A 20956-nucleotide genomic window follows, 5' to 3' on the forward strand; every position below is an offset into this window, starting at 1 on the left:
ATGCAAGCCTATCCGATCGAAGTCGAATTCCCGGACATCTCGGCGCACGCCGACGGCAACACCGGCATTGCATACGTGCACACGTTCGACTCCGGCCAACCCGGACCGCATGTGATGATCAACGCGCTCACGCACGGCAACGAAGTGTGCGGCGCGATCACCGTCGACGCGTTGTTGCGCGGCGGGCTGCGGCCGCGCCGCGGCAAGCTCACGCTGTCGTTCGCGAACGTCGCCGCCTACGCGCGCTTCGATCCGGCAACGCCCGACAAGGCGCGCTTCATCGATCAGGACTTCAACCGCGTATGGACCGCCGCGAAACTCGACGACGTGGCAACGCGCTCGTCCGAACTCGATCGTGCGCGCGCGATGCGGCCGGTGATCGACACGGTCGATCTGCTGCTCGATCTGCATTCGATGCATGAAAAAAGCGCGCCGCTGATCGTCGCGGGCCCGCTGCGCAAAGGTGCGGAACTGGCCGAGCGGCTCGGCGCGCCCGCCACCGTGATCCAGGACGAAGGCCATCCCGAAGGCCGCCGGATGCGCGACTACGAAGGCTTCGGTGACGACGCGAGCGCGCAGAACGCGCTGCTGATCGAATGCGGCCAGCATTGGGAAGCCAGCGCGGTGACGGTCGCGCGCGACTGCACCGCGCGTTTTCTGCTGCTGTCGGGCATCGTCGACGCGGCGGATCTGCCGTCCGGCTGGATTAGGCCGCTGCCCGACGAAATGCGCATCGTCCGCGTGACCGAACCGGTCGTTGCAAAGAGCATGGACTTCCGCTTCGCGGGGCCCTACACCGGGCTCGAAACCTTCGAGCACGCCGGCACCGTGATCGCCTGGTCCGATGGCCAGCCGGTCGCGACGCCGTACGACGACTGCATGCTCGTGATGCCGTCGCTGCGCCAGTTGCGCGCCGGCGTCACCGTGGTCCGGCTAGGCCGGATCGAACGCCGTATCGACCTGCGCTCACGCCAACAGGAACAAACCACATGAAAGTTCAGCAAATCAGGCAAGCGGCGGAAGTCACCGCCCTCGAGGATTGGGGAACCGCCGGCCTGCCCGGCACCGAGCCGTCACGCGTAGCGGGACGCCAGTACGTGATTCCGGGTCATGACGCGGTCGACACCGGGCTGTTCGAGTGCTCGCCCGGCACCTACAGGCGTTCCGTCAAGCAGGCGGAGGTCATGCATTTCATCAAGGGCAGCGGCACCTTCACACCCGACGGAGAAGACACGATCCGCTTCGCCGCCGGCGACACGCTGTTTTTCGAAGCCAACACCGAAGGGCTTTGGAACATCGACGAAACGCTGCGCAAGATCTACGTGATCTTTTGACTGCAACGACACGCACCCGGTATTCGCCGCTCTCATCCATCATGGTGGCTCGAACATGCTAAGAATCGACGAAGTTTCGAATAGCGACGGATTCCCCGCTCGCTGTGACGTCGCAGTGATCGGCGGCGGCATTATCGGCGTCAGCACCGCTTACGAGCTTGCGCGGCGCGGCGTATCGGTGGTGCTGCTCGAGAAAGGCATCATTGGCGCCGAACAATCGGGACGCAACTGGGGCTGGGTGCGTCAGCAGAACCGCGATCTGCACGAGTTGCCGCTCGCGATGCAAAGCCTCGCGCGCTGGAGCGAGTTGAGCGACGAACTCGGCGAAGACATCGGCTTCAGGCGAGCCGGCATCCTGTACGGAAGCGAGCAGTCCGCGGACGTCGCGCAATGGGAAACATGGCTCGGCCGGGCCCGTGCGCTCGGCTTCGACAGTCAGCTGCTGTCGGCTCGCGAACTGGCGGCGCGCGTTCCCAATGGTCAGGCAAAGTGGGCAGGTGGCGTGTGGTCGCATTCCGATGGACGCGCGGAGCCGTCGAAAGCGGCGCCCGCCATTGCAAGAGGCGCGCAACGACTCGGCGCGCGCGTGCATCAGACCTGCGCGGTTCGCGGACTCGATATCAGCGCGGGCCGTGTCTCCGGTGTATGGACCGAGCGCGGCCTGATCGGCGCGAGCAGCGTCGTGCTGGCCGGCGGCGCGTGGAGTGCCCTCTTCTGCCGGCGTCATGGCATCGATCTGCCGGCGGTCAATGTGATCGGCACCGCGCTGCGCACGGCCGAAGCGCCGGCCGTGATAGACGGTTGCTTCTCCGGCCCGAACTTTGCGATGAGGCGGCGGCTCGACGGCGGCTATACGATCGCGGTCCCCGGCTACGGACGCATGGAAATCGCGCCGCAGAACCTGCGGCACGCGGTCAAGTTTCGCAAGATGTTCCGCAGCAAACTCAACAAGAAGCTCAAGTTCCGGATCGCGCAACCGTTCTTCGGCGGCCCCGAAGGGAGTGCCGACTGGCGTAACGACGACATCTCGCCGTTCGAGCTAACGCGGGTTCTGAATCCTGTGCCCGATGCCGAGTGGCCGACCCGTGCGCTGGCAAACGTCGCGACGGTGTTTCCCGAGCTGTCGGGACTGCGTGTCGCGCATGCTTGGGCCGGCGCGATCGACACGACGCCCGATCTGGTGCCGGTGATGTCGCGTGTGGACAGCACGCCCGGCCTCGTGATCGCGTCCGGGTTCAGCGGTCATGGCTTCGGACTGGGACCGGGCGCCGGCATGCTGGTTAGCCGCATCGTGACCAACGACGCGACCGGGATCGATATTCAGCCCTACCGGTTGACGCGCTTTAGCGATGGAACCCGGCTGGCGAGTCCCGAGATGATGTGACGACCCCGCGTGCGCTGCAAAGGCTGCTTTTTCATTCACCAAATCGCTGTGGGAATCAGAGTCGCTGACGCGACGCAGACCCGAATGGTCTGCGAGGCATACCTAAAGGGACGGCAATGGGCTTGAGAATTGGAGTGGATATCGGCGGATCGTTTACGGACTTCGCCGTGCTGGACGACGAGACGCGCACCACGCGCACGCTGAAGGTGTTCTCGCGGCCGGATTCACCGGGCAGCGAAGTGATCGACGGCATGCAAGGCCTGAAAACACGCTTCGGAATCGATCCGCACGAAGTCGTGTACTTCACGCACGGCACAACGGTCGGCGTGAACTCGGTCGTGCAACGCAAGGGCTTGCGCCTCGCGCTGATCACGACGCGCCATTTCGAGGACGTGCTGGACATCGCGCGCCTGAAGATCCCCGACATGTACAACCTGATGTCGCGGCGCCCCGAACCGCTTGTCACGCGCGATCGCGTGTTTGGCGTCGATGGCCGCATGCGCGCCGACGGCACCGAAGAAGCGCCGATCGACGAAGCGAGCGTGCTCGCCGCGCTCGAAGCGCTGCAGGCGGCGCAATGCGAAGGCGTCGTGATTTCGCTGCTGCATTCTTATCGCAATCCCGCGCACGAGCAGCAGGTCAAGGCGATCATCGAGAAAGCCGCGCCCGGGTTTTTCGTATCGTGTTCGCACGAAGTGTGGCCAATCATCCGCGAATACGAGCGCACGGTCACCGCGACGATCGGCGGCTACGTGCAGCCGCGCGTGTCGCAATACCTGACGCGCTTGCAGGCCGCACTGGCCGAAAGCGGCGTCGGCGCGGACCTGAAAGTGACGAAGTCGAATGGCGGCGTGATGAGCGCCGAGAACGGCAAGAGCAATTGCGTGCAGATGATCCTGTCGGGCACCGCCGCGGGCGTGATCGGCGCGTCGTATCTGGCCGGCATGTGCAGGATCAAGGACTGCATGAGCCTCGACATCGGCGGCACGACGGCGGACGTCGCACTGATCGTCGATGGCAAACCGCAGTACGCGACCGGCGAGTACATCGGCGACTTCCAGATTCATATCCCGTCGGTGTCGGTTTCGTCGATCGGCGATGGCGGCGGCTCGATCGCATGGGTCGACGATTTCGGCGTATTGAAGGTCGGTCCGGAAAGCGCCGGCTCGAACCCCGGTCCGGTCTGCTATGGCCGCGGCGGCACGCGCCCGACCATTACCGACGCGTTCGCGGTGATCGGCGTGCTGGGCCGTGCGTCGCTCGGCTATAACGCGGTGCAGGTCGACGTCAAAGCGAGCCGCCGCGCGATCGAACCGCTCGCGCAGCGGCTCGGCATCGACGTGCATCAAACGGCGGCCGCGATCATCGACGTCGCGGTGTCCGGCATGTACGGCGGCGTGAGCCGTATCGTGTCGCGCTTCGGCATCGATCCGCGCGCGTTCTCGCTGATGCCGTTCGGCGGCGCGGGCCCGATGCTCGGCGGTTTCCTTGCGCGCGCGCTGAACATGCGCCATCTGATCGTGCCGACCACGCCGGGCGTGCTGAGCGCGCTGGGCGGCCTGATCGCCGACACGAAGAACGACTTCGTGCGCACCACCTACTATCCGCTCGACGCCGCTTCGCTCGACAAACTCGCCGGCGACCTCGCGACGCTCGAAGCGCGGGCGCGCGAGTGGATCATCAACGAAACCGGCTCCGACGCAGGCGCGGAAATGCTCGTCTCGGCCGACATGCGCTACCGCGGCCAGTCGTTCGAAGTCGACACCCCGCTGGATCCGCAAGCCATTCGCAACGGCGACATGGCGACGATCGGCGCAGCGTTCCACCGCGAGCATCATCGGCTGTATGGCCACAGCGAGGCGAGTTCGCCCGTACAGGTCGTGGCGCTGCGCCTCGTGATCAGCCTGCCGACACCGAAGCCCGAGATGCCGAAGATCGCGCTCGGCGAAGGCGCACCGCGCGTCGAGGCGCTGATCGACGTGTATCTGGACGGGGCCTGGCGCAAGGTGCCGCTGTACCACCGCTCGATGCTGCTCGCCGCACATCGCTTTCACGGCCCCGCGATCATTGCGCAGGACGACACGACGACCTGCGTGCTGCCGGGCTTCGAAGCCGTCGTCGACGAATACGGCAACCTGCTGCTGTCGGCCCAGTGAAGCGCGAGTGAAATCCGAAGGACTCAGACCATGACATTCAATCGATCCGTTCTACAGATCTTCGCCAATTACTGCGTCGCGGCTGCGGAAAGCATGGCCCACACGCTGATGCGCACCGCGCACTCGGCCTTCGTCAAGGAAACCGAAGATTTCTCCTGCACGATCATGACGCCCGCAGGGCTCACGTTCGCGTCGCCGAAAACGCTCGGCGCGACCTGGTACCCGGGCCTCGACTTTGGCTCGGTGATCGAGGCGATCGATCACTACGAGCCGGGCGACATCGGCATGACCAACGACGCGTACAGCGGTTACGTCGCCACGCACACCCCCGACGTGATGATGTGGAAGCCGGTGTTCTACAACGGCGAGATCGTCTGCTACGTCGGCGGGCACATCCACAACACCGACATGGGTGGCGCGGTGCCCGCGTCGCTGTCGCGCACGCTGACCGAGATCTATCAGGAGGGCATTCGCTGGGCGCCGACCAAGATCGTGCGCGCCGGCGTGCTCGACGAGACGCTGCTCGAGCACATGGCGATCAACGTACGCGCGGCCGAGCAGAATCGCGGCGACCTGAAGGCGCAAATCGCGATGCTGATGACCGGTGAGCGGCGTGTGCTGGAAATCATCGAGCGCTTCGGGATCGACGATTTCAAGGCCGGCATGCACGCGATGATCGACTACTCGGAAGAGCAGGCGCGGGCGATCGTCGCCAGCATGCCGGATGGCGAATACTTCTTCGCCGAGTACGCCGACGAGGATTCGGTCAACGGCAAGCCGCTGCGTGTCGCGCTGAATCTGAAAGTGCAAGGCGAATCGCTGGTGCTCGATTTCACCGGCAGCGACCCGCAGCTCAATTCGTCGCTGAACATGCCGACCGGTGGCAAGGAGCGGCACGTGCTCGCGCTCGTCGGGCTCAATTACGTGCTGTATTCGCTGCACCCGGATCTGCTGCTCAACGCGGGCATGCTGAAGGTCGCCCGCTGTGTGCTGCCGGAAGGCACGATCATGAACTGCCAGCCGCCCGCCGCGGTCGGCATGCGCAGTCTGACCTGCAAGGTCGCGCAGAACGTCACGTTCGGCGCGTTCTCGATGGTCTGTCCGGACCGGCTGCCCGCGTGCCCGGCCGGCGGCATGTCGATTCTGAACGTGCGCACCGTCGATAGCGACGGACGCACCGTGATCGCGGCAATCGGTCCGGTCGGCGGCGGCGCGGGCGGGATGATCAACGGCGATGGCTCGGATGCGTCAGGCGCCAACGTCGCTTTCCTGCGCAACACGCCGGTCGAGATCAACGAAGCCGAGGTGCCGATCCGCATTCTGAAGTACGGCATGGTGCCGGGCAGCGCGGGCGCGGGACGCTATCGCGGCGGACTCGGCACCGTGATGGAGTTCCGCGTATTCTCGCCGGGCACGCTGGTGACGGCGCGCAATCGCGACCGCTCACGCTTCGCGTCGTGGGGCGTGCTCGGCGGCAAGGCGGGATCGACGTCGCGCTTCACGCGCAATCCGGGCACCGGGCACGAAGAGAATCTTGGCGTGACCGATCTGGTCGTGTGCGGCCCCGGCGACGTGATCCGCCTCGAAGGCTGCGGCGGCGGCGGTTATGGCAACCCGTACGAGCGCGATCCGCGGATGGTCGCGACCGACGTGACGCGCGGCTATCTGAGCGAAGCGGATGCGCTGGCGCTGTACGGCGTCGTACTGCGCGCGGGCGAAGTGGATACGCAAGCGACCGCCGCGCGGCGCACCGAACTCGAAGCTAACGCACCGCGCACGCCGGCCGCGCACTTCGATTACGGCGCGGCGCGCACCGCCTATGAAGCGCGCTGGACGCGCGAGCGCTACGCGGTGTTGACGGAAATTCTGGCCGGCGTGCCGGTCGTGTGGCGGCACTTCCTGAAGCACAAGATCTTCGACGCGTTCGATGCATGGGAAGCCGACGGCCGTCTCGAACCGGGCGGGCAGACGATCAGCGACATCTTCCGCGAGGTCGCGGCCAAATATCCGCAATTGCTCGAAGCGCAGCGAGCCGCATAGCGGCAAGCGCCGCGCCTCGCTGGCGGCGCCGCGTGCGGGGGATCAACACAAGCAGGCTGCCGTCTGCCGTGACCACGTCAATCAAGGTGATTCGATGCTGCAATCCGCCAATCCGTTCTTCGGCGCCGCGGCGAGCGCCGAAGCACCCGCCGTGCCGCTGCGTTCGCAGCCGCTGTCGCTCGATGGGCTCAGCAAGCGCTTCGGCGCACTCACGGCGCTGGAACAGCTGTCGCTCGACGTGCGCGCAGGCGAGCTCATCGCGCAAAACGGGTAAGGGTGCGCGGTCGATCGCAGTCGAAAAAGCAAAGCAGAATTTGTTGGTTGGACTGCGAACAGGCACTCACTAGACTGCGACTCATCTTGTCATAACAAGCTGAGTCATGTCGAAAGCCGCAGGTAATCTAGTCCCCGTCACATCGGTGCCGCTCTACGCGCAGATCAAGGAAACCCTGCGCGCACGCATCCTCGATGGCACCTATGCGCCTCACAGCCAGATGCCCTCCGAGCACGAACTCTGCGCGATGTTCGGCGTGAGCCGAATAACCGTGCGCCAGGCGTTGGGCGACCTGCAGAAAGAGGGCCTGCTCTTCAGGTTGCATGGCAAAGGCACGTTCGTATCGAAGCCGAAAGCCTTTCAGAACATCAGCTCGTTGCAGGGTTTCGCCGAAGCCATGTCTTCGATGGGCTACGAAATCGTCAACCAGTTGCGCAGTTTCCGCACCGTCAGCGCGAATCGGCAAGTGGCCGACCGGCTTCGCATCGAAGAAGGCGCGCCGGTCATCGAAATTCATCGCGTGCGTCTGCTCAATCGCGAGCCGATCTCGCTCGAGCTGACCTGGCTTCCCGAAGCGCTCGGCCAACGGCTCGCCAATGCCGACCTCGTCACGCGCGACATCTTCCTGATTCTGGAAAACGACTGCGGCGTGCCGCTCGGCCACGCCGACATCGCGATCGACGCAATTCTCGCCGACGATGAGATGGTCGACGCGCTGCGGGTGGAAGAAGGCAGTCCGGCGTTACGCATCGACCGCCTGACGCACGACGCGAACGGTACGCCTATCGATTATGAACATCTGTACTTCCGCGGTGATGCGTTCCAGTACCGCTTCCGGATCGACCGTGAAAAGCAGGGCAATGGCGCAACAAGCCAGGCCACAAGGAAAGCATGATGAATACACACGTACTCGAATACGACATCGTCGTGGTTGGCGGCGGAACAGCGGGTCCGATGGCCGCCGTCAAGGCTAAGGAAAGCGACCCGCACCTCAAGGTGCTGCTGCTCGAAAAGGCCAACGTCAAACGCAGCGGCGCGATTTCCATGGGCATGGATGGACTGAACAACGCCGTCATCCCGGGCCACGCGACACCCGAGCAATACACGCGCGAAATCACGATCGCCAACGACGGCATCGTCGATCAGTCCGCCGTCTATGCGTATGCGAAGCACAGCTTCAAGACCATCGAAGAACTCGACCGCTGGGGCGTCAAGTTCGAAAAGGACGGCACGGGCGACTATGCCGTGAAGAAAGTGCATCACATGGGTTCATATGTATTGCCGATGCCCGAGGGCCACGACATCAAGAAAGTGCTGTACCGGCAGTTGAAACGTGCACGGATCGCGATCACCAATCGCATCGTTGCGACGCGTCTTCTCACCGACGCACAGGGCAACGTAAACGGCGTACTGGGCTTCGATTGCCGCACAGCCGACTTCTACGTGGTACGAGCCAAGGCCGTGATCCTGTCGTGTGGCGCAGCCGGAAGGCTCGGCTTGCCCGCATCCGGCTATCTGATGGGCACGTACGAGAATCCGACCAACGCGGGCGATGGCTACGCGATGGCCTATCACGCCGGGGCCGCGCTCGCGAACCTCGAATGCTTCCAGATCAATCCGCTGATCAAGGACTACAACGGCCCCGCATGCGCGTACGTGACCGGACCGCTCGGCGGCTTCACGGCGAACGGCAAGGGCGAACGCTTCATCGAATGCGATTACTGGAGCGGGCAGATGATGTGGGAGTTCTATCAGGAACTCCAGAGCGGTAATGGCCCGGTGTTTCTCAAGCTCGATCATCTCGCCGAGGAAACGATCCAGACCATCGAGCAGATCCTGCATACGAACGAGCGACCGAGCCGTGGGCGCTTTCATGCGGGACGCGGTACCGACTACCGGCAACAGATGATCGAGATGCATATCTCCGAGATCGGCTTTTGCAGCGGACACAGCGCTTCGGGCGTGTTCGTGAACGAGCGGGCAGAGACCACCGTGCGCGGGCTCTATGCCGCTGGCGATATGGCCGCCGTGCCCCATAACTACATGCTGGGCGCCTTCACGTACGGCTGGTTCGCCGGACAGAATGCGGCCGCGTATGTCGCGGGACGCGAGCATGCGCCGCTCGATCAGGCGCAGATCGACGCAGAGCGCGCGCGCGTCTACGCACCTCTTGATCGCGAACATGGCCTTGCGCCCGGACAGGTCGAATACAAGCTGCGCCGCATGGTCAACGATTATCTGCAGCCGCCCAAGGTGACACGCAAGATGGAAATCGGCCTGCAACGCTTCGACGAGATCGCCGAAGACATCGCAGCGATCAAGGCGTCGCATCCTCACGAACTGATGCGCGCCGCCGAAGTACGCGCGATCCGCGATTGCGCCGAGATGGCTGCACGTGCATCGCTGTTCCGTACGGAAAGCCGCTGGGGTCTGTATCACCATCGGGTCGACTATCCGCAGCGCAACGACACCGATTGGTTCTGCCATACCCATCTGCGCAAGGACGCAACGGGCCGCATGGTCAGCGAAAAGCGCGCCGTGGAGCCGTACATCGTGCCGCTCGACGACGAGCAACGCGGTTCCTACAGCAAGCTGCGCATTCACGACGCCAACGACATCACGCACGCGGCACCCCGGCCGCTCGCCGATGTCACCGCCTGACAGGAGCACCCGCGATGTCTTATACCCCGCACGACATTCTTCATCGAAGCTCGGCCCCCGTCACGATCGACGAAAGCAGATGCATTGCCGACAAGGGCTGCACTGTCTGCGTCGACGTGTGCCCGCTCGATCTGCTCGCGATCGACATCAGTAAAGGCAAGGCCTACATGCAGTTCGACGAATGCTGGTACTGCATGCCGTGTGAGCAGGACTGCCCCACCGGCGCTGTAAAAGTCGATATTCCGTATCTGCTGCGCTAGCGCGCCGCCGCGAGCATCCAGCCTGTTCCTTCCGAGACCAACGAAGAGCCGCCTCATGACCATCCGCCATGCCCTGCCCCGCTTCCTTGCCGCTGCCATGCTCGCCCTTGCCGCGGGCACCGTCGAGGCCGAAACGATCCGCGTCGCCATCGGCACGCAGGACACGACCATCAACTGCGCGACTGGCGGCCTATTGATTCGCGAACTCCATCTGCTCGACAGGTATCTTCCGCACACGGGCAAGTACAAGGACGCGACATACGACGTGCAATGGAAAGACTTCACATCCGGCGCGCCCATGACGAACGAGATGGTCGCCGGCAAGCTGGATTTCGGCGCGATGGCCGACTTCCCCGGCGCGCTCAATGGCGCGGCGTTCCAGAAGGCTGGCCGCAAGAGCATCTTCATCGCCGTGCTGTCGGGCAGCGTCGACGGAAGTGGCAACGGCATCGTCGTGCCCGAAGGCTCGCCGTTGCATTCCATCGCCGACCTGAAGGGCAAAACGATTTCCGTGCCGTTCGCCTCGACATCGCATGGCATGCTATTGCGCGCGATCAAGGCGCAAGGCTGGAACCCGGACACGGACGTGAACATCATCACGCAGGCGCCCGAGGTTGCGGGCAGCGCGCTGAAGGCGAAAAAGATCGACGCGCACGCCGACTTCGTGCCGTTCGCGGATCTTTTCCCCTATCGCGGCTTTGCGCGCAAGATCTACGACGGCGCGCAAAGCCACGCACCGACCTATCACGGCGCACTGGTCGATGCGGCCTATGCGCAGAAGTATCCCGAAGTGGTCGTCGCGTATCTGCGCGCCGCCATCGATGCCAACCGGCTCATCGCGCAGGACCCGGAAAAGTACAGCCTGCTGATCCAGAAGACGACGGGTATCGAAGCGCCCGTCGACTATCTCTATCATGGTCCGCTCGGTATCCAGACACGCGACCTCACATGGAAGCCCGAATATCGCCAGGCGACGGCAACCGCAATAGAAACGCTCAAGCTTTTGAAGAAAACGGATGTCGATCTGAACGCGAACACGTTCATCGATGACCGCTACATTCGCGAAGCGTTCAAGGAATCCGGCCTCGACTACGACGCTGCGCTGAAGAACTATGCGAGGCAGCCGCTCATCGCCAACGACGCCGTCACAGGAAAACCGATCCGCGATTTCAACGACGTGGCCCAGGTGTGGCTGGACAACGAAGAGAAGGTCCGCAATTACGCGTCGCCGGAAGAAGCATTCGCGGCGCTCGGCAAGATCGCACAGTCGGGCGCAAAGCCACGCGCCGTGTTCGTTCATGACCACGCAAGCGGCCTGAAGCTGTTTGCAAACCAGGCGTGGTACGTGATGGATTCGCACGGCGCGATCACCGCATTCCTGCTAAGAGCGGGCGCCGACCGTTACGCGCAACAGGTGTCAGGATCGGTGGTCGATTACGCCGCGGCGCAATCGGGCGCTGCACAAGCCCTCGCGTCGCGCTAGGCGCATTCCATCGTCGCGCAACATCGGGACAAACTATGGCCGCCACCTTCGAACTTCAGGGCAACCGCACATCGACGCGCCGGCGCCCTCCTTTCCTCGCGCTTACGACCCTGCGCCGCACGCGGCGCGTGACATCGCTGGCGGTATGCGTCGCGCTCTGGCAGCTTGCCGTGCACTTCCGGCTATCGACGGGCTTCATCACGTTTGCCAACGTGCCCGCGCCGACCGATGCGCTGCCCGCGCTGTGGTCGCTGCTGCATTCGCCGAAGCTGCCGATGCATCTGGCCGCGAGCATCTGGCGCGTGCTCGCGGGTTTTTGCGCGGCGGCGGTCGTGGGTGTCGGTTTGGGCCTCGCGATTGGCCGTTATCGCGCGGTCGAAGATACGGCGCTGCCTGCGCTCGAAATGCTGCGCCCGATCCCAGCCGTCGCGTGGATACCGCTTGCGATCCTGATGTTTCCGTCGTCGGAACTCAGCATGATGTTCATCACGTTCATCGGTGCGTTGTTTCCGATTCTGCTCAACACGGTGCATGGCGTGGAAGCCGTCGATCCGAGGCTCGTTGCGACTGCCCGCAGTCTCGGCACAAAATCGCTCGCGCTTTATAAGGAAGTGGTGCTGCCAGGCGCTGCGCCGGCTATATTCACGGGCTTTGCGATCGGCATGGGCACCGCGTGGTTCTGTCTGGTGACGGCGGAGATGATCGCGGGCCAGTATGGCATCGGATATTTCACGTGGGAGTCGTACACGTTGCAGAACTACCCCGACATCGTCGTCGGCATGGCGTTGATCGGAGCGCTCGGCATGGGCAGTAGCGCGCTCGTCAAGCGTCTGGGCTTTGCGCTCACCCCGTGGTACCGATTGCAGGAGAAGCAACGATGAGCAGCGTTGCTATCGAAATCGCGAACGCGCCCGCCCGCGTCAACGTGCGCGCGCTTTCTGTCGAAGTAGGACCGCCGCAAGCGCGCATCGCGACACTCGACGGACTCGACGTCGACATCGCGCCCGGCCAGTTCGTCTGCGTGCTCGGTCCTTCCGGTTGCGGCAAGTCGACCTTGCTCGCCGCGATCGCGGGGCATATCGCAGCGACACAAGGCACGATCGCCGTCGATGACGAAACGGTCGAACGCCCGCATCCCGAGCGCGGTCTCGTCTTTCAGCAACACACGCTGTTTCCATGGAAGCGCGTGATCGACAACGTCGCGTTCGGCCTCAAGATGAAGGGCGTCGGCGCGAACGAGCGGCGCAGGCAAGCCGCAGAACTGCTCGAACTCGTTGGACTTGGCGGGTTCGACTCGCACTACCCCGCGCAACTGTCCGGCGGCATGCAGCAGCGCGTCGAAATCGCGCGCGTGCTGATCAACCGGCCACGCGTGCTGCTGATGGACGAGCCGTTCGGCGCGCTCGACGCGCAAACGCGCCGCATGATGCAGACGCTGCTGCTCGATATCTGGACAAAGGTACGCACGACGGTTGTCTTCGTCACGCACGATATCGAAGAAGCGCTGTTTCTCGCGGATCGCATCCTGATGCTATCGAAGCGGCCCGCCCGCGTGGTCGCGGATATTCCGGTGCCGCTTGCTCGACCCCGGTCGGACGATACGACATTCGATCCAGTGTTCGTCGACATCAAGCGCCAATGCCTTTCACTGTTGCGCGACGCCAAGTGACGCCGCGCGATTCCATTATTCGACCGTTCATGTCCGCCCCGAACTTGTTGACCTACGATCCCGAAACGCTTGCACCGGAAGCCGTTGCATTCTTGCCGCGCCTGTCGGATGCCGATGCGGCGGTCCGGCGCATTGCACTGATCGAACTTGCCGACCTGGAAGACCCCGACGCGCTGCAGCCCATTGTCGCGGCGCTGAAACACGACGATTCTGCCACGGTGCGCAGTGAAGCCGCACGCGTGCTCGGCGCGTGGGAAGACCCGCAAATCGTGGAAGCGCTTTGTCATGCGCTGACCGACGTCGATGGGGAGGTGCGCCAGGCCGCAGCATTAAGTCTGTCGGAGCTAAAGGATGCGTCATCGGGCGCGGTGCTCTGCGGATGGCTCGATCGACCCGAACCGTTCGTGAAGGCCGCGGTACTGCGCGCGTTGCGCGAGCTCCGTGTCGCCAATGCGTTCGCACCTGCGTTGCAAGCCCTTGCTGACGACGATCCCAGTGTGCGCATCGAAGCCGTCGGCGTGCTCGGATGGCTGAAGGATGCGCGCGCGCTCGCGCCGCTTGGCCGTATTGCCGCATCCGACAGCAGCGCCGACATTCGCCGCGCGGCGATCGGTGCGCTGGGTTTTGACCAGGGAGACGATTGCGCCACCCCGCTTGCGTTGCTGCAAGCGCTGCGTGATCCCGTGTGGCAAGTCCGTGAGGAGGCTGCGACAACACTCGGCAAGCTGCGCGTCGCATCGGCGCGCGACGCGTTGATCGTCGCGCTCGACGACGACTACTGGCAGGTGCGCCTGCGTGCCGCGCGCGCGTTGGGACAGTTGGGCGACCGTGCCGCGGCACCGCCGCTCGTAGCACTGCTGGCGCACGCGATCAGCAATCTGCGCAAGGAAGCGGCGCTCGCGCTCGGGGAACTGCGCGACCCATCGACAGCGGCGGCACTGCGCGAAGCGTCGGGCGACAGCGATCCCGAAGTGCGCAAGGCGGCCAGAATTGCGCTGCAACAGCTCGAGCCAGTGACACCATGAAGAGTCCGCGGCAGATCGAATTCGACGCTGAGACGCTAACCCTGCATTGGGATGAGGGACCGGCACAACGGCTTACGTCCCGCGCGCTGCGCATGGGGTGCCCTTGCGCCGAATGTCGGCGGCGACGGCTCGATGGAACGGCGCTCGACGTGTCGCCCGATATCGTCATTCTGGAGATTCGCCCGGCCGCTTACGGCATGCAACTGGTGTTCAGCGACAAACATGAGCGTGGCATCTTTCCGTGGGTTTATGTGGCCGGGCTGCCCGAACCGGCAGCGCAATTGCAAGCAGCCTTCCCCATATCCTCGTAACGCTCACGGCGAGCTTAACCTTGCAGTGATGTCCGGTCCGGGCGGACGACAGCTTTGTGGGTCGTCGAACGGCAGCGCACGGCCAGAAAGGTGCCGCTCCTGATCTGCTGTTGAATCTGCTCAGACAGATTGCACTTAGCCCGGATGCCGTGGCTCATTGAAAAGGAATTTGTGTCCGTTCGGACATTCGCTGCCCAGCAATTAGGTGTGCGGAGGTGGGCGCCGGGCGAACGGCGAACGCATCACATCGGGCCGAGAGCAGCCCGACGCGTCAGAATATAGCAACGCCGCGAGCCTGACGGCGAATTTCTCCGACATGCTGGCAAGCGTCGGATAGTCCGACTCGCTGAACAGCCCGGTGATCAAGCATTTCGATGTCACTCGGCGCATACCGCGTATCTTATGTCGCATACCGTGGAATTGAAAGCGGAGCGCGGGAGGTATCATTTTGCCAATTCCGAACAGACCCAAAGGGCGCCCAAAGCATTCACGTCGCAGTGAGTAACTCCGCGTCAAATTGCCCCGGTGCGGGACATGGTTGCCACTATGACCCGCCATCTCGTCCACGTGCAGCTTCGTCAAGGATCGGAGAAAGTGATCGATGAGGTTATATCCGCTCGCGCCCGCCTACGATGCCGGCGGCATTTTCGAACTCGCCGTCGAGCCAGGGCGCCGCTTTTCTGTTGCAATCTACCGGCAAGGTATCGGAGAAGCGCTCGAGTTCCACTGCGGCATCCTTGTAGAGGACCGCGGCGCGATGGATTGCGACAGCGTGAGTGGCCAATGGGTGCTGACTTCGCCGCGCGGACGAACCGCAACGCGTTGCGACGCTGCGTGGCGGTGGCCGAGCTTCCGGTTTCGCTTCGATCGAGCCGATGCGACGTCGGGGGTGTATGTCGCGGTGGCTTACGAGGTGCGCGCCAACGGCGAGCCCGTGCGCCCGCTGGGGCGCAACTGCGCCGCGCATGAGCCTCTATACGGGCTGCCGCCGGACAGCAGAAGTATGGCAATGTTGGTCGCGCGCCCTCCGCGACCATCGGCGTCGGTCGCTTACATCATGCCTGTCGCGACGTATCAGGCGTACAACTCGATCGGCGGCGGCGGTTTTTATCATGATCCCGTTCGACGTAAGAAACCTGTCACGACCGTGACCCTGCTAAGACCAGGTGGCGGCTTCGGGGCGCAGTTCGGCGAGCCTGCCGACCCCTATGAACCTCGGTCCCCGCGCCAACAGTTCCCACACTGGGACGCGAAGTTCGTGCGCTGGCTGCAGGCGAAGAACATTGCTTGCGACTTCTACTCCGACCTGGACCTCGATGATGGTGACCGGCTTGATCTAACCCAGTATCGCTGCGTGCTTAGCGTGGGTCATCATGAATACTGGAGCAGGCGCATGCGTGACAGGATGGCCAGCTTCATTGCAAACGGCGGACACTACGCGATCTTTAGTGGAAACACCTGCTATCGGCCAATCGAATTTTCGCGCGGCAGCCCTGATGCTCCCGATCTGCGCGTGACTCGCCTCGCGGAAAATTGGCCCGGTCACGACGAAAGCGACCTGATCGGGCTCAGTTATGGTTATGGCGGCGGCTGGTGGGGAGAATGGCGTCTACTGCGTGGTGGCTGGATCCGGCGCGAGCGCTCAGCAACCGGATTCCGGGTCGAGGACGCGAGCCACTGGGCGCTCGCCGGTACGGAGTTGAACAACGGAGACATTTTTGGTGCCGAAGATCGTCTGGTGGGCTACGAAGTAGACGGCTTGCCGCCGGACCCCAATGGTTTCCACGTGCTTGGCATGACAAGCGCGCTGAATGGATGGGACGTCGGCGGACGCGGCGTATTTGGCGTACTGCAGCGGGCGGCTGGAAGAGGAGTTCAGCCGGGCATCGTCTTCAACGCAGGCACGACAGATTGGGCTCGCGTCCTCATGGATCCGCAGGCCGAAAGTCATGCTGTCGTCGACCGTATCACCAGCAACGTATTCGAACGCTTGCTGGCCAATCCGAGTAATCGCGACAGACAGTCCGTTACAGCAGGCTTAATGACGATTCTGCCGCGCACCTAAAGTCGCGCGGGGATATCGGGTGCTGGCCTGAAGAAGCCACGTAGCGTCAGTTGGTTTGACATGAGAGCCGACCATGCTTAATCCGACAGATAGAAGAGGAGTGTACGGATTCCTGGGTAAAGCCATAAAGTGGCCTGTTAAAAGGTTTGTCCCCCCAGCGATCAGGGCCAGGATACTGCCGGCTCACAGCGTCTCAATCTCGGATGCGACGTGGAATCAGGCGTACGGCTCGGGCACCTGGGATTATCTGGGGACGACGCCGGAGATTGCCCGCTATAGCGTGATCGCCGGGTATTGCAAGCACCTGAAACCCGCCGCGCGAGTGCTCGACGTTGGATGCGGCGCTGGCGTTCTTGCAAGTTGGCTTTCGGGCGCCTCGATTTCTAGCTATTTCGGCATCGATCTTTCCGAAGTCGCCATTGAGCAGGCCCGCCAGGCGAATATCGATGGAGCGGAATTCGCCGTCGCCGATGCCGCTACCTTTGAGCCTTCGCAGATATTCGACGTTATCGTCTTCAACGAGATGCTTTATTACCTGGAAGAACCGGAGGAACAGATTCGTCGACTCGCGCGCTGTCTCGCGCCCGGTGGGCTATTGATCGTCAGTATCTGGTATCACGACGACGGAATACGGACGTGGAACAGGTTGAAGGCGGCCTTCGACGAACTCGATCGTGTCCGTATCACACACGCGTCGACGCGATTCAAATGGGACGTGGCCGTGCTGAAGTTGCGGTAAATTTTGCACGCGTGCATCTGATCAAATGCCGCCCCTGAGCGGCCGCCTCGAGCCACGCTGTTCTGGAAAATCGCAGGCATCGCCCGCGCCCCAAAGGGCGCCCGCACCATCCGTTGCGGACGTGCCGGCATCCGTCGCGTCTCAGCTCAAAGTCCCAAAGTCACGGCGCGGCGTTTGTTTCTGAGTACGAGAAAGTGAAAATGCTTCGCAAGGAATCGCGCGGCGCAACTGAGGACCCAAGGGTGATGCATTGTGTGCCGAAAGGCTTGTGCGAAACGCCTTTCACGAACTGCCTCGGTGACATCGACCCAGCGAAGCTGGGTTTCGAGGGTTCGCTGTCGATGCGCACACGCGTGGGCTAACCTTCCTGACAGCGCGTGCGATGCGCGGAAACGCGCGTTTGCTTCGAGCATGCCTCGAAGCGCCCGTCGATCCGCTGACTTGTCTGTGGAAAGCGAATCATCACGTCTGCGATAGTGGTAACCCATAGCCGGATAGACGACCATTTCCGCTTCGTGCCTGACCAACACGCGCAACAAAAGATCGAAGTCTTCGGCGGAGCGAACCCGCTCGTCATACCGAAGCTCTGACAGCAGTTCGGTTCTGATCATGGGCTGCAGATAGCCGAGTTGCGGCGCTTTGACAAGCGCAACGGCATCGACGGTCCTCGCGGTCCGCAGGCCAAGCAGCGAATACCCGGTCAGCGAGCCGCTTTCGCTCATGATGAGCAAGTCGTCCGCTACAATGCCCGCGCCGTCCGATTCGGCCCTTGCGAGCATCGACTGAAGGCGTCCGTCCGCAAACACATCATCACTGTCGAGGATCGTGATCCAGCGTCCTCGCGCACATGCCAGCGCACGGTTGCGCGCGACCGAGGGTCCCGCGTTGGAAGAAGATGTGAGGAGAACGATACGTGGGTCGTTAGCAGCAGCGGCGCGGACAATCTCAGTGCTGGCGTCGGTTGACGCATCATCAACAACGATCAGTTCCCAATCCGCGAGGCTCTGTCTTTGGACCGACCTGATCGCCTCTCCGATCCAGTTCTCTCCATTGAAGTTGGCCATCACGACAGTGACAGAAGGTGCCAACGCGGAAATGCTCGTACGATTCGCGGTGGCTGGCTCCTTGTCGTCGAAACCGCTTTGAAGTGCCGCCGATGCGAGATTTTTGACCCTTAAGCTCATAGTCATAGTTCTGACGCAAGTTTGCAAAGATTGTCGGACAGCGTTCTGCTGAAGTCGGGATAAGCGGAAATAGCGCGGGCGATGCCGTATCGCACCCCAAAGCGAGGGTGGAGATTTTCCAGATCGACGGGTTGCCTGCGACGATGCCCTCGCAGTCGGACTACCCAAGTAATAGAGGCAAAGCCCCGCTGAGTCGACAGATATTTGGTGGTCTCGGTGCGCGCCCCCACATATAACGATCGAATGGTGCGGGTTTGTCCTGGATAGGTGTGCGACGTATGCAGCACTGCCGATGGCAAAACAGGCCGAGGAATCCTGTGAGATCCTGCCAACACCACGGCGGTTTTACACGCAGGTCAGATGAAATCTGACCGTCCTGGCGCGGCCCGAACATATGCAAAACAGGTCGAAGCCAATTTAACGCAGAAGCCGAGTGAAGCGCCACTTTCCATATGTAAGTAGTGTAAGTGGCAGTTGAAACGCAACAGCGAACGTCGCATTCAGGTTGATTCTGTTGAAAAACCCGCCCAAGAAGCGAGATTTTGGCTATCCTGGAAGACATCGATCGACGGGAGTGCATCGTCATGATAGGTCTATATCACTGATCGCTTTTACAGCTCGGTCTTCCTTGACCCATGCGCGCATCCGTCGCTCGATTGCCGCGACCTGCTCATCCAGTTTTTCTGAGCCCATTCCACTGCTCACGTAGCGTATCGATTAGCGCTGCTGGGAGACGCTCGGCAACACTTGCCAGCACGTCCGGTATCGCCTTATCCAATGCCACCCGGCCTTTGCCCATCACTTCACCATATTCGGTGAGCAGTCCCCGCAGACTGTTGATTTGCATCGTGCGGAATTTCACTAGCTGGTCCCGCATCCGGTGCAGAGCCAGCATTGCCTGCTGCATTTCGGTCTTCACTGCGATCGACTTGCTGGGCTGCTGTGCAGCCAGCCAGATCGCTCGTGCGTCAGCTGCGTCATTCTTGTTACGTATATTGAACGCGTTCACGAAGACCGCCGGTATCAGCTTTCCCTGATGGCCCATCTTCGTAAACTGTCTCGCCCAGTGATGCGCTCCGCTACACGCCTCCATCCCGATCATGCATTGGGCACGGTTCGCAAAGTGCTCCAAAAATCTCGCGCGTCTGATCGGCTTATTCGCGATCTCGCCTGTCTCTTCGTCGATGTAATGCACCTGAAACACATTCTTCGCGATATACAAACCCACCGTCGTACAGGTCATTTTGGTTCCTCCAGGCGCCGGTACACCCGTAGATTTTGTGCCCCGAACGTTGTTGCTATTGGTCTCGCAGTAACGACGTCTTCTGAACCGACGCGTGGGCGGGACGCGTTCATTTCATTCAACAGGCTAGCGGTCAGGGTAGGCTCTTCTATTCATTTAACCTGGACAGTCATGTCCCGCATGACCACCTTCACGAAAACGCCAAGCCCGCTACGCAAGTCTATGACGCATCGACTCCGTTCACTGAGGCTACCCCGTGCTCGTTTGATCCCTACGTGTTGAACCCCGCGGGAACGAATTACAACGTGCCGAACTTCCACCGCATTATCGTTCACAGACAGACCACGCCGATGGAATGGACGAAGTTCACGTTTGATCCGACGAAGAACGCACCGAACGGGCTCGATGCCGTTCTCGTGGTCGCGGCAGAAAGTTGCGCTGAACTAATTGCCAATATGATTCGCCGAGGGTTTGCCGAGACAAACCTATCGTCGTGATATTTGACGAGGGCGAATCGAGTTCGACCAGCTGCTGCGGAGCCCGTCGCTGTCGATCGGGGCCACTCCGCGGCGTCCGAGAACAAGTGCAACCGCCGCGGATTCCGTGCAGACTCCAGCTCTCGAGAGAATGGAGCCGTGAACAGGAAAGTACCGAAGTTTTCCCTAGAAGTCCCGGAGCAAGACGCGCCCCGGGTGCGCGATCAGCCTAGCGAACATCCGTCGATGGGGCGGCGGTCGACCAGTACAACAATGAACGGGAACATCAGGGACGATGGTGTTACGGCAAGGCCCCGATGCGCACCTTTCTCGATTCACTACAACTCGCCAGGGAGAAACTCATTCCCATTGATCGCGTCTTCTCTATCGGCCCAGACTACCTGCCAGATCGAGTTCCAGCCAACACACTTCAGCTATGGGATTCGTGAAACAGGGGCAAGGTCACTTTCCGGCCCTGAACGCTCCCCGAGATCATTGGAAAGATACCCCGTGGAAAAGTGCTCATCGTCCACCACCGTCTGGACGTTCGTCGCTTCCGATTCGCAGACCGCGAAAAAAGTAACCTGCGGGCGCCTTTTAATCGCAAGAATAAGCCTATTTTCCGCCGTGCTCTAACCTCCGGCCCACTTCC

At 62.2% G+C, this 20956-nt stretch carries 17 protein-coding genes and 1 pseudogene; 16 read left to right on the forward strand and 2 right to left on the reverse strand.

Going from position 1 to position 20956, the window contains the following annotated elements; all coding sequences use genetic code 11:
• From VSR82_RS33390 to VSR82_RS33465, 16 genes are all read left to right on the forward strand, one after another.
• On the forward strand, window positions 1-993 hold the full coding sequence (locus tag VSR82_RS33390; protein ID WP_429455898.1) for a M14 family metallopeptidase: 993 nt from the start codon (window positions 1-3) through the stop codon (window positions 991-993).
• A complete protein-coding gene (locus tag VSR82_RS33395) occupies window positions 990-1334 on the forward strand; it encodes a cupin domain-containing protein (protein WP_018435672.1) in 345 nt (114 codons plus the stop codon). Before VSR82_RS33390 ends, VSR82_RS33395 begins: the two co-directional genes overlap by 4 nt.
• 55 nt (window positions 1335-1389) lie before the next feature.
• Entirely contained in the window at window positions 1390-2718 is a 1329-nt protein-coding gene (locus VSR82_RS33400) for an NAD(P)/FAD-dependent oxidoreductase (RefSeq protein WP_429455899.1), read from the forward strand.
• A 116-nt stretch (window positions 2719-2834) separates the two neighbouring features.
• Window positions 2835-4874: a hydantoinase/oxoprolinase family protein gene (locus VSR82_RS33405; RefSeq protein ID WP_429455900.1), complete on the forward strand. Its 2040-nt coding sequence runs from the start codon at window positions 2835-2837 to the stop codon at window positions 4872-4874.
• A gap of 30 nt (window positions 4875-4904) precedes the next feature.
• A complete protein-coding gene (locus tag VSR82_RS33410; protein WP_429455901.1) occupies window positions 4905-6914 on the forward strand; it encodes a hydantoinase B/oxoprolinase family protein in 2010 nt (669 codons plus the stop codon).
• Between the two features lie 94 nt (window positions 6915-7008).
• Window positions 7009-7188: a P-loop NTPase family protein gene (locus VSR82_RS33415; RefSeq protein WP_429455902.1), complete on the forward strand. Its 180-nt coding sequence runs from the start codon at window positions 7009-7011 to the stop codon at window positions 7186-7188.
• 106 nt (window positions 7189-7294) lie between these two features.
• Window positions 7295-8083: a GntR family transcriptional regulator gene (locus tag VSR82_RS33420; protein ID WP_368585171.1), complete on the forward strand. Its 789-nt coding sequence runs from the start codon at window positions 7295-7297 to the stop codon at window positions 8081-8083.
• The gene (locus tag VSR82_RS33425) at window positions 8083-9849 is read left to right on the forward strand and encodes a fumarate reductase/succinate dehydrogenase flavoprotein subunit (protein WP_429455903.1); all 1767 of its coding nucleotides are present in this window, start codon (window positions 8083-8085) and stop codon (window positions 9847-9849) included. The genes VSR82_RS33420 and VSR82_RS33425 overlap by 1 nt, the downstream gene beginning before the upstream one ends.
• A gap of 14 nt (window positions 9850-9863) precedes the next feature.
• Window positions 9864-10109 (forward strand): 4Fe-4S dicluster domain-containing protein, encoded by a 246-nt coding sequence (locus VSR82_RS33430; protein ID WP_018433236.1) that lies wholly within the window; start codon window positions 9864-9866, stop codon window positions 10107-10109.
• A 55-nt stretch (window positions 10110-10164) separates the two neighbouring features.
• A complete protein-coding gene (locus VSR82_RS33435) occupies window positions 10165-11592 on the forward strand; it encodes an ABC transporter substrate-binding protein (protein ID WP_429455904.1) in 1428 nt (475 codons plus the stop codon).
• A 35-nt stretch (window positions 11593-11627) separates the two neighbouring features.
• A complete protein-coding gene (locus tag VSR82_RS33440) occupies window positions 11628-12473 on the forward strand; it encodes an ABC transporter permease (RefSeq protein WP_429455905.1) in 846 nt (281 codons plus the stop codon).
• Window positions 12470-13261 carry an ABC transporter ATP-binding protein gene (locus VSR82_RS33445; RefSeq protein WP_429455906.1) on the forward strand — a complete coding sequence of 264 codons (792 nt, stop codon included), beginning with the start codon at window positions 12470-12472 and terminating at the stop codon, window positions 13259-13261. Before VSR82_RS33440 ends, VSR82_RS33445 begins: the two co-directional genes overlap by 4 nt.
• Window positions 13262-13290: 29 nt before the next feature.
• The gene (locus VSR82_RS33450) at window positions 13291-14286 is read left to right on the forward strand and encodes a HEAT repeat domain-containing protein (RefSeq protein ID WP_429455907.1); all 996 of its coding nucleotides are present in this window, start codon (window positions 13291-13293) and stop codon (window positions 14284-14286) included.
• Window positions 14283-14597 carry a DUF971 domain-containing protein gene (locus VSR82_RS33455; protein WP_368585165.1) on the forward strand — a complete coding sequence of 105 codons (315 nt, stop codon included), beginning with the start codon at window positions 14283-14285 and terminating at the stop codon, window positions 14595-14597. The genes VSR82_RS33450 and VSR82_RS33455 overlap by 4 nt, the downstream gene beginning before the upstream one ends.
• Window positions 14598-15198: 601 nt before the next feature.
• On the forward strand, window positions 15199-16662 hold the full coding sequence (locus tag VSR82_RS33460; RefSeq protein ID WP_498858445.1) for a N,N-dimethylformamidase beta subunit family domain-containing protein: 1464 nt from the start codon (window positions 15199-15201) through the stop codon (window positions 16660-16662).
• Window positions 16663-16735: 73 nt separating this feature from the next.
• Entirely contained in the window at window positions 16736-17401 is a 666-nt protein-coding gene (locus tag VSR82_RS33465; protein WP_410851791.1) for a class I SAM-dependent methyltransferase, read from the forward strand.
• A 146-nt stretch (window positions 17402-17547) separates the two neighbouring features.
• On the opposite strand, the gene VSR82_RS33470 is transcribed toward VSR82_RS33465, so the two are convergent.
• Complete coding sequence (locus VSR82_RS33470; protein WP_368585162.1) at window positions 17548-18585, reverse strand: glycosyltransferase family 2 protein; 1038 nt, start codon at window positions 18583-18585, stop codon at window positions 17548-17550.
• 594 nt (window positions 18586-19179) lie between these two features.
• Window positions 19180-19828: pseudogene (locus VSR82_RS33475) on the reverse strand (IS110 family RNA-guided transposase); the annotation flags it as partial.
• Window positions 19829-20956 lie beyond the last annotated feature (1128 nt).

The sequence above is a fragment of the Burkholderia sp. JPY481 genome, assembly GCF_038900515.1.
GTDB classification, from domain to species: Bacteria; Pseudomonadota; Gammaproteobacteria; order Burkholderiales; family Burkholderiaceae; genus Paraburkholderia; species Paraburkholderia youngii.

Excerpts from the sequence above, each read along its gene's own strand:
- VSR82_RS33390 (WP_429455898.1), top strand. The coding sequence starts at position 1 with ATGCAAGCCTATCCGATCGAAGTCGAATTCCCGGACATCTCGGCGCAC.
- VSR82_RS33395 (WP_018435672.1), top strand. The coding sequence starts at position 990 with ATGAAAGTTCAGCAAATCAGGCAAGCGGCGGAAGTCACCGCCCTCGAG.
- VSR82_RS33400 (WP_429455899.1), top strand. The coding sequence starts at position 1,390 with ATGCTAAGAATCGACGAAGTTTCGAATAGCGACGGATTCCCCGCTCGC.
- VSR82_RS33405 (WP_429455900.1), top strand. The coding sequence starts at position 2,835 with ATGGGCTTGAGAATTGGAGTGGATATCGGCGGATCGTTTACGGACTTC.
- VSR82_RS33410 (WP_429455901.1), top strand. The coding sequence starts at position 4,905 with ATGACATTCAATCGATCCGTTCTACAGATCTTCGCCAATTACTGCGTC.
- VSR82_RS33415 (WP_429455902.1), top strand. The coding sequence starts at position 7,009 with ATGCTGCAATCCGCCAATCCGTTCTTCGGCGCCGCGGCGAGCGCCGAA.
- VSR82_RS33420 (WP_368585171.1), top strand. The coding sequence starts at position 7,295 with ATGTCGAAAGCCGCAGGTAATCTAGTCCCCGTCACATCGGTGCCGCTC.
- VSR82_RS33425 (WP_429455903.1), top strand. The coding sequence starts at position 8,083 with ATGAATACACACGTACTCGAATACGACATCGTCGTGGTTGGCGGCGGA.
- VSR82_RS33430 (WP_018433236.1), top strand. The coding sequence starts at position 9,864 with ATGTCTTATACCCCGCACGACATTCTTCATCGAAGCTCGGCCCCCGTC.
- VSR82_RS33435 (WP_429455904.1), top strand. The coding sequence starts at position 10,165 with ATGACCATCCGCCATGCCCTGCCCCGCTTCCTTGCCGCTGCCATGCTC.
- VSR82_RS33440 (WP_429455905.1), top strand. The coding sequence starts at position 11,628 with ATGGCCGCCACCTTCGAACTTCAGGGCAACCGCACATCGACGCGCCGG.
- VSR82_RS33445 (WP_429455906.1), top strand. The coding sequence starts at position 12,470 with ATGAGCAGCGTTGCTATCGAAATCGCGAACGCGCCCGCCCGCGTCAAC.
- VSR82_RS33450 (WP_429455907.1), top strand. The coding sequence starts at position 13,291 with ATGTCCGCCCCGAACTTGTTGACCTACGATCCCGAAACGCTTGCACCG.
- VSR82_RS33455 (WP_368585165.1), top strand. The coding sequence starts at position 14,283 with ATGAAGAGTCCGCGGCAGATCGAATTCGACGCTGAGACGCTAACCCTG.
- VSR82_RS33460 (WP_498858445.1), top strand. The coding sequence starts at position 15,199 with ATGAGGTTATATCCGCTCGCGCCCGCCTACGATGCCGGCGGCATTTTC.
- VSR82_RS33465 (WP_410851791.1), top strand. The coding sequence starts at position 16,736 with ATGCTTAATCCGACAGATAGAAGAGGAGTGTACGGATTCCTGGGTAAA.
- VSR82_RS33470 (WP_368585162.1), bottom strand. The coding sequence starts at position 18,585 with ATGAGCTTAAGGGTCAAAAATCTCGCATCGGCGGCACTTCAAAGCGGT.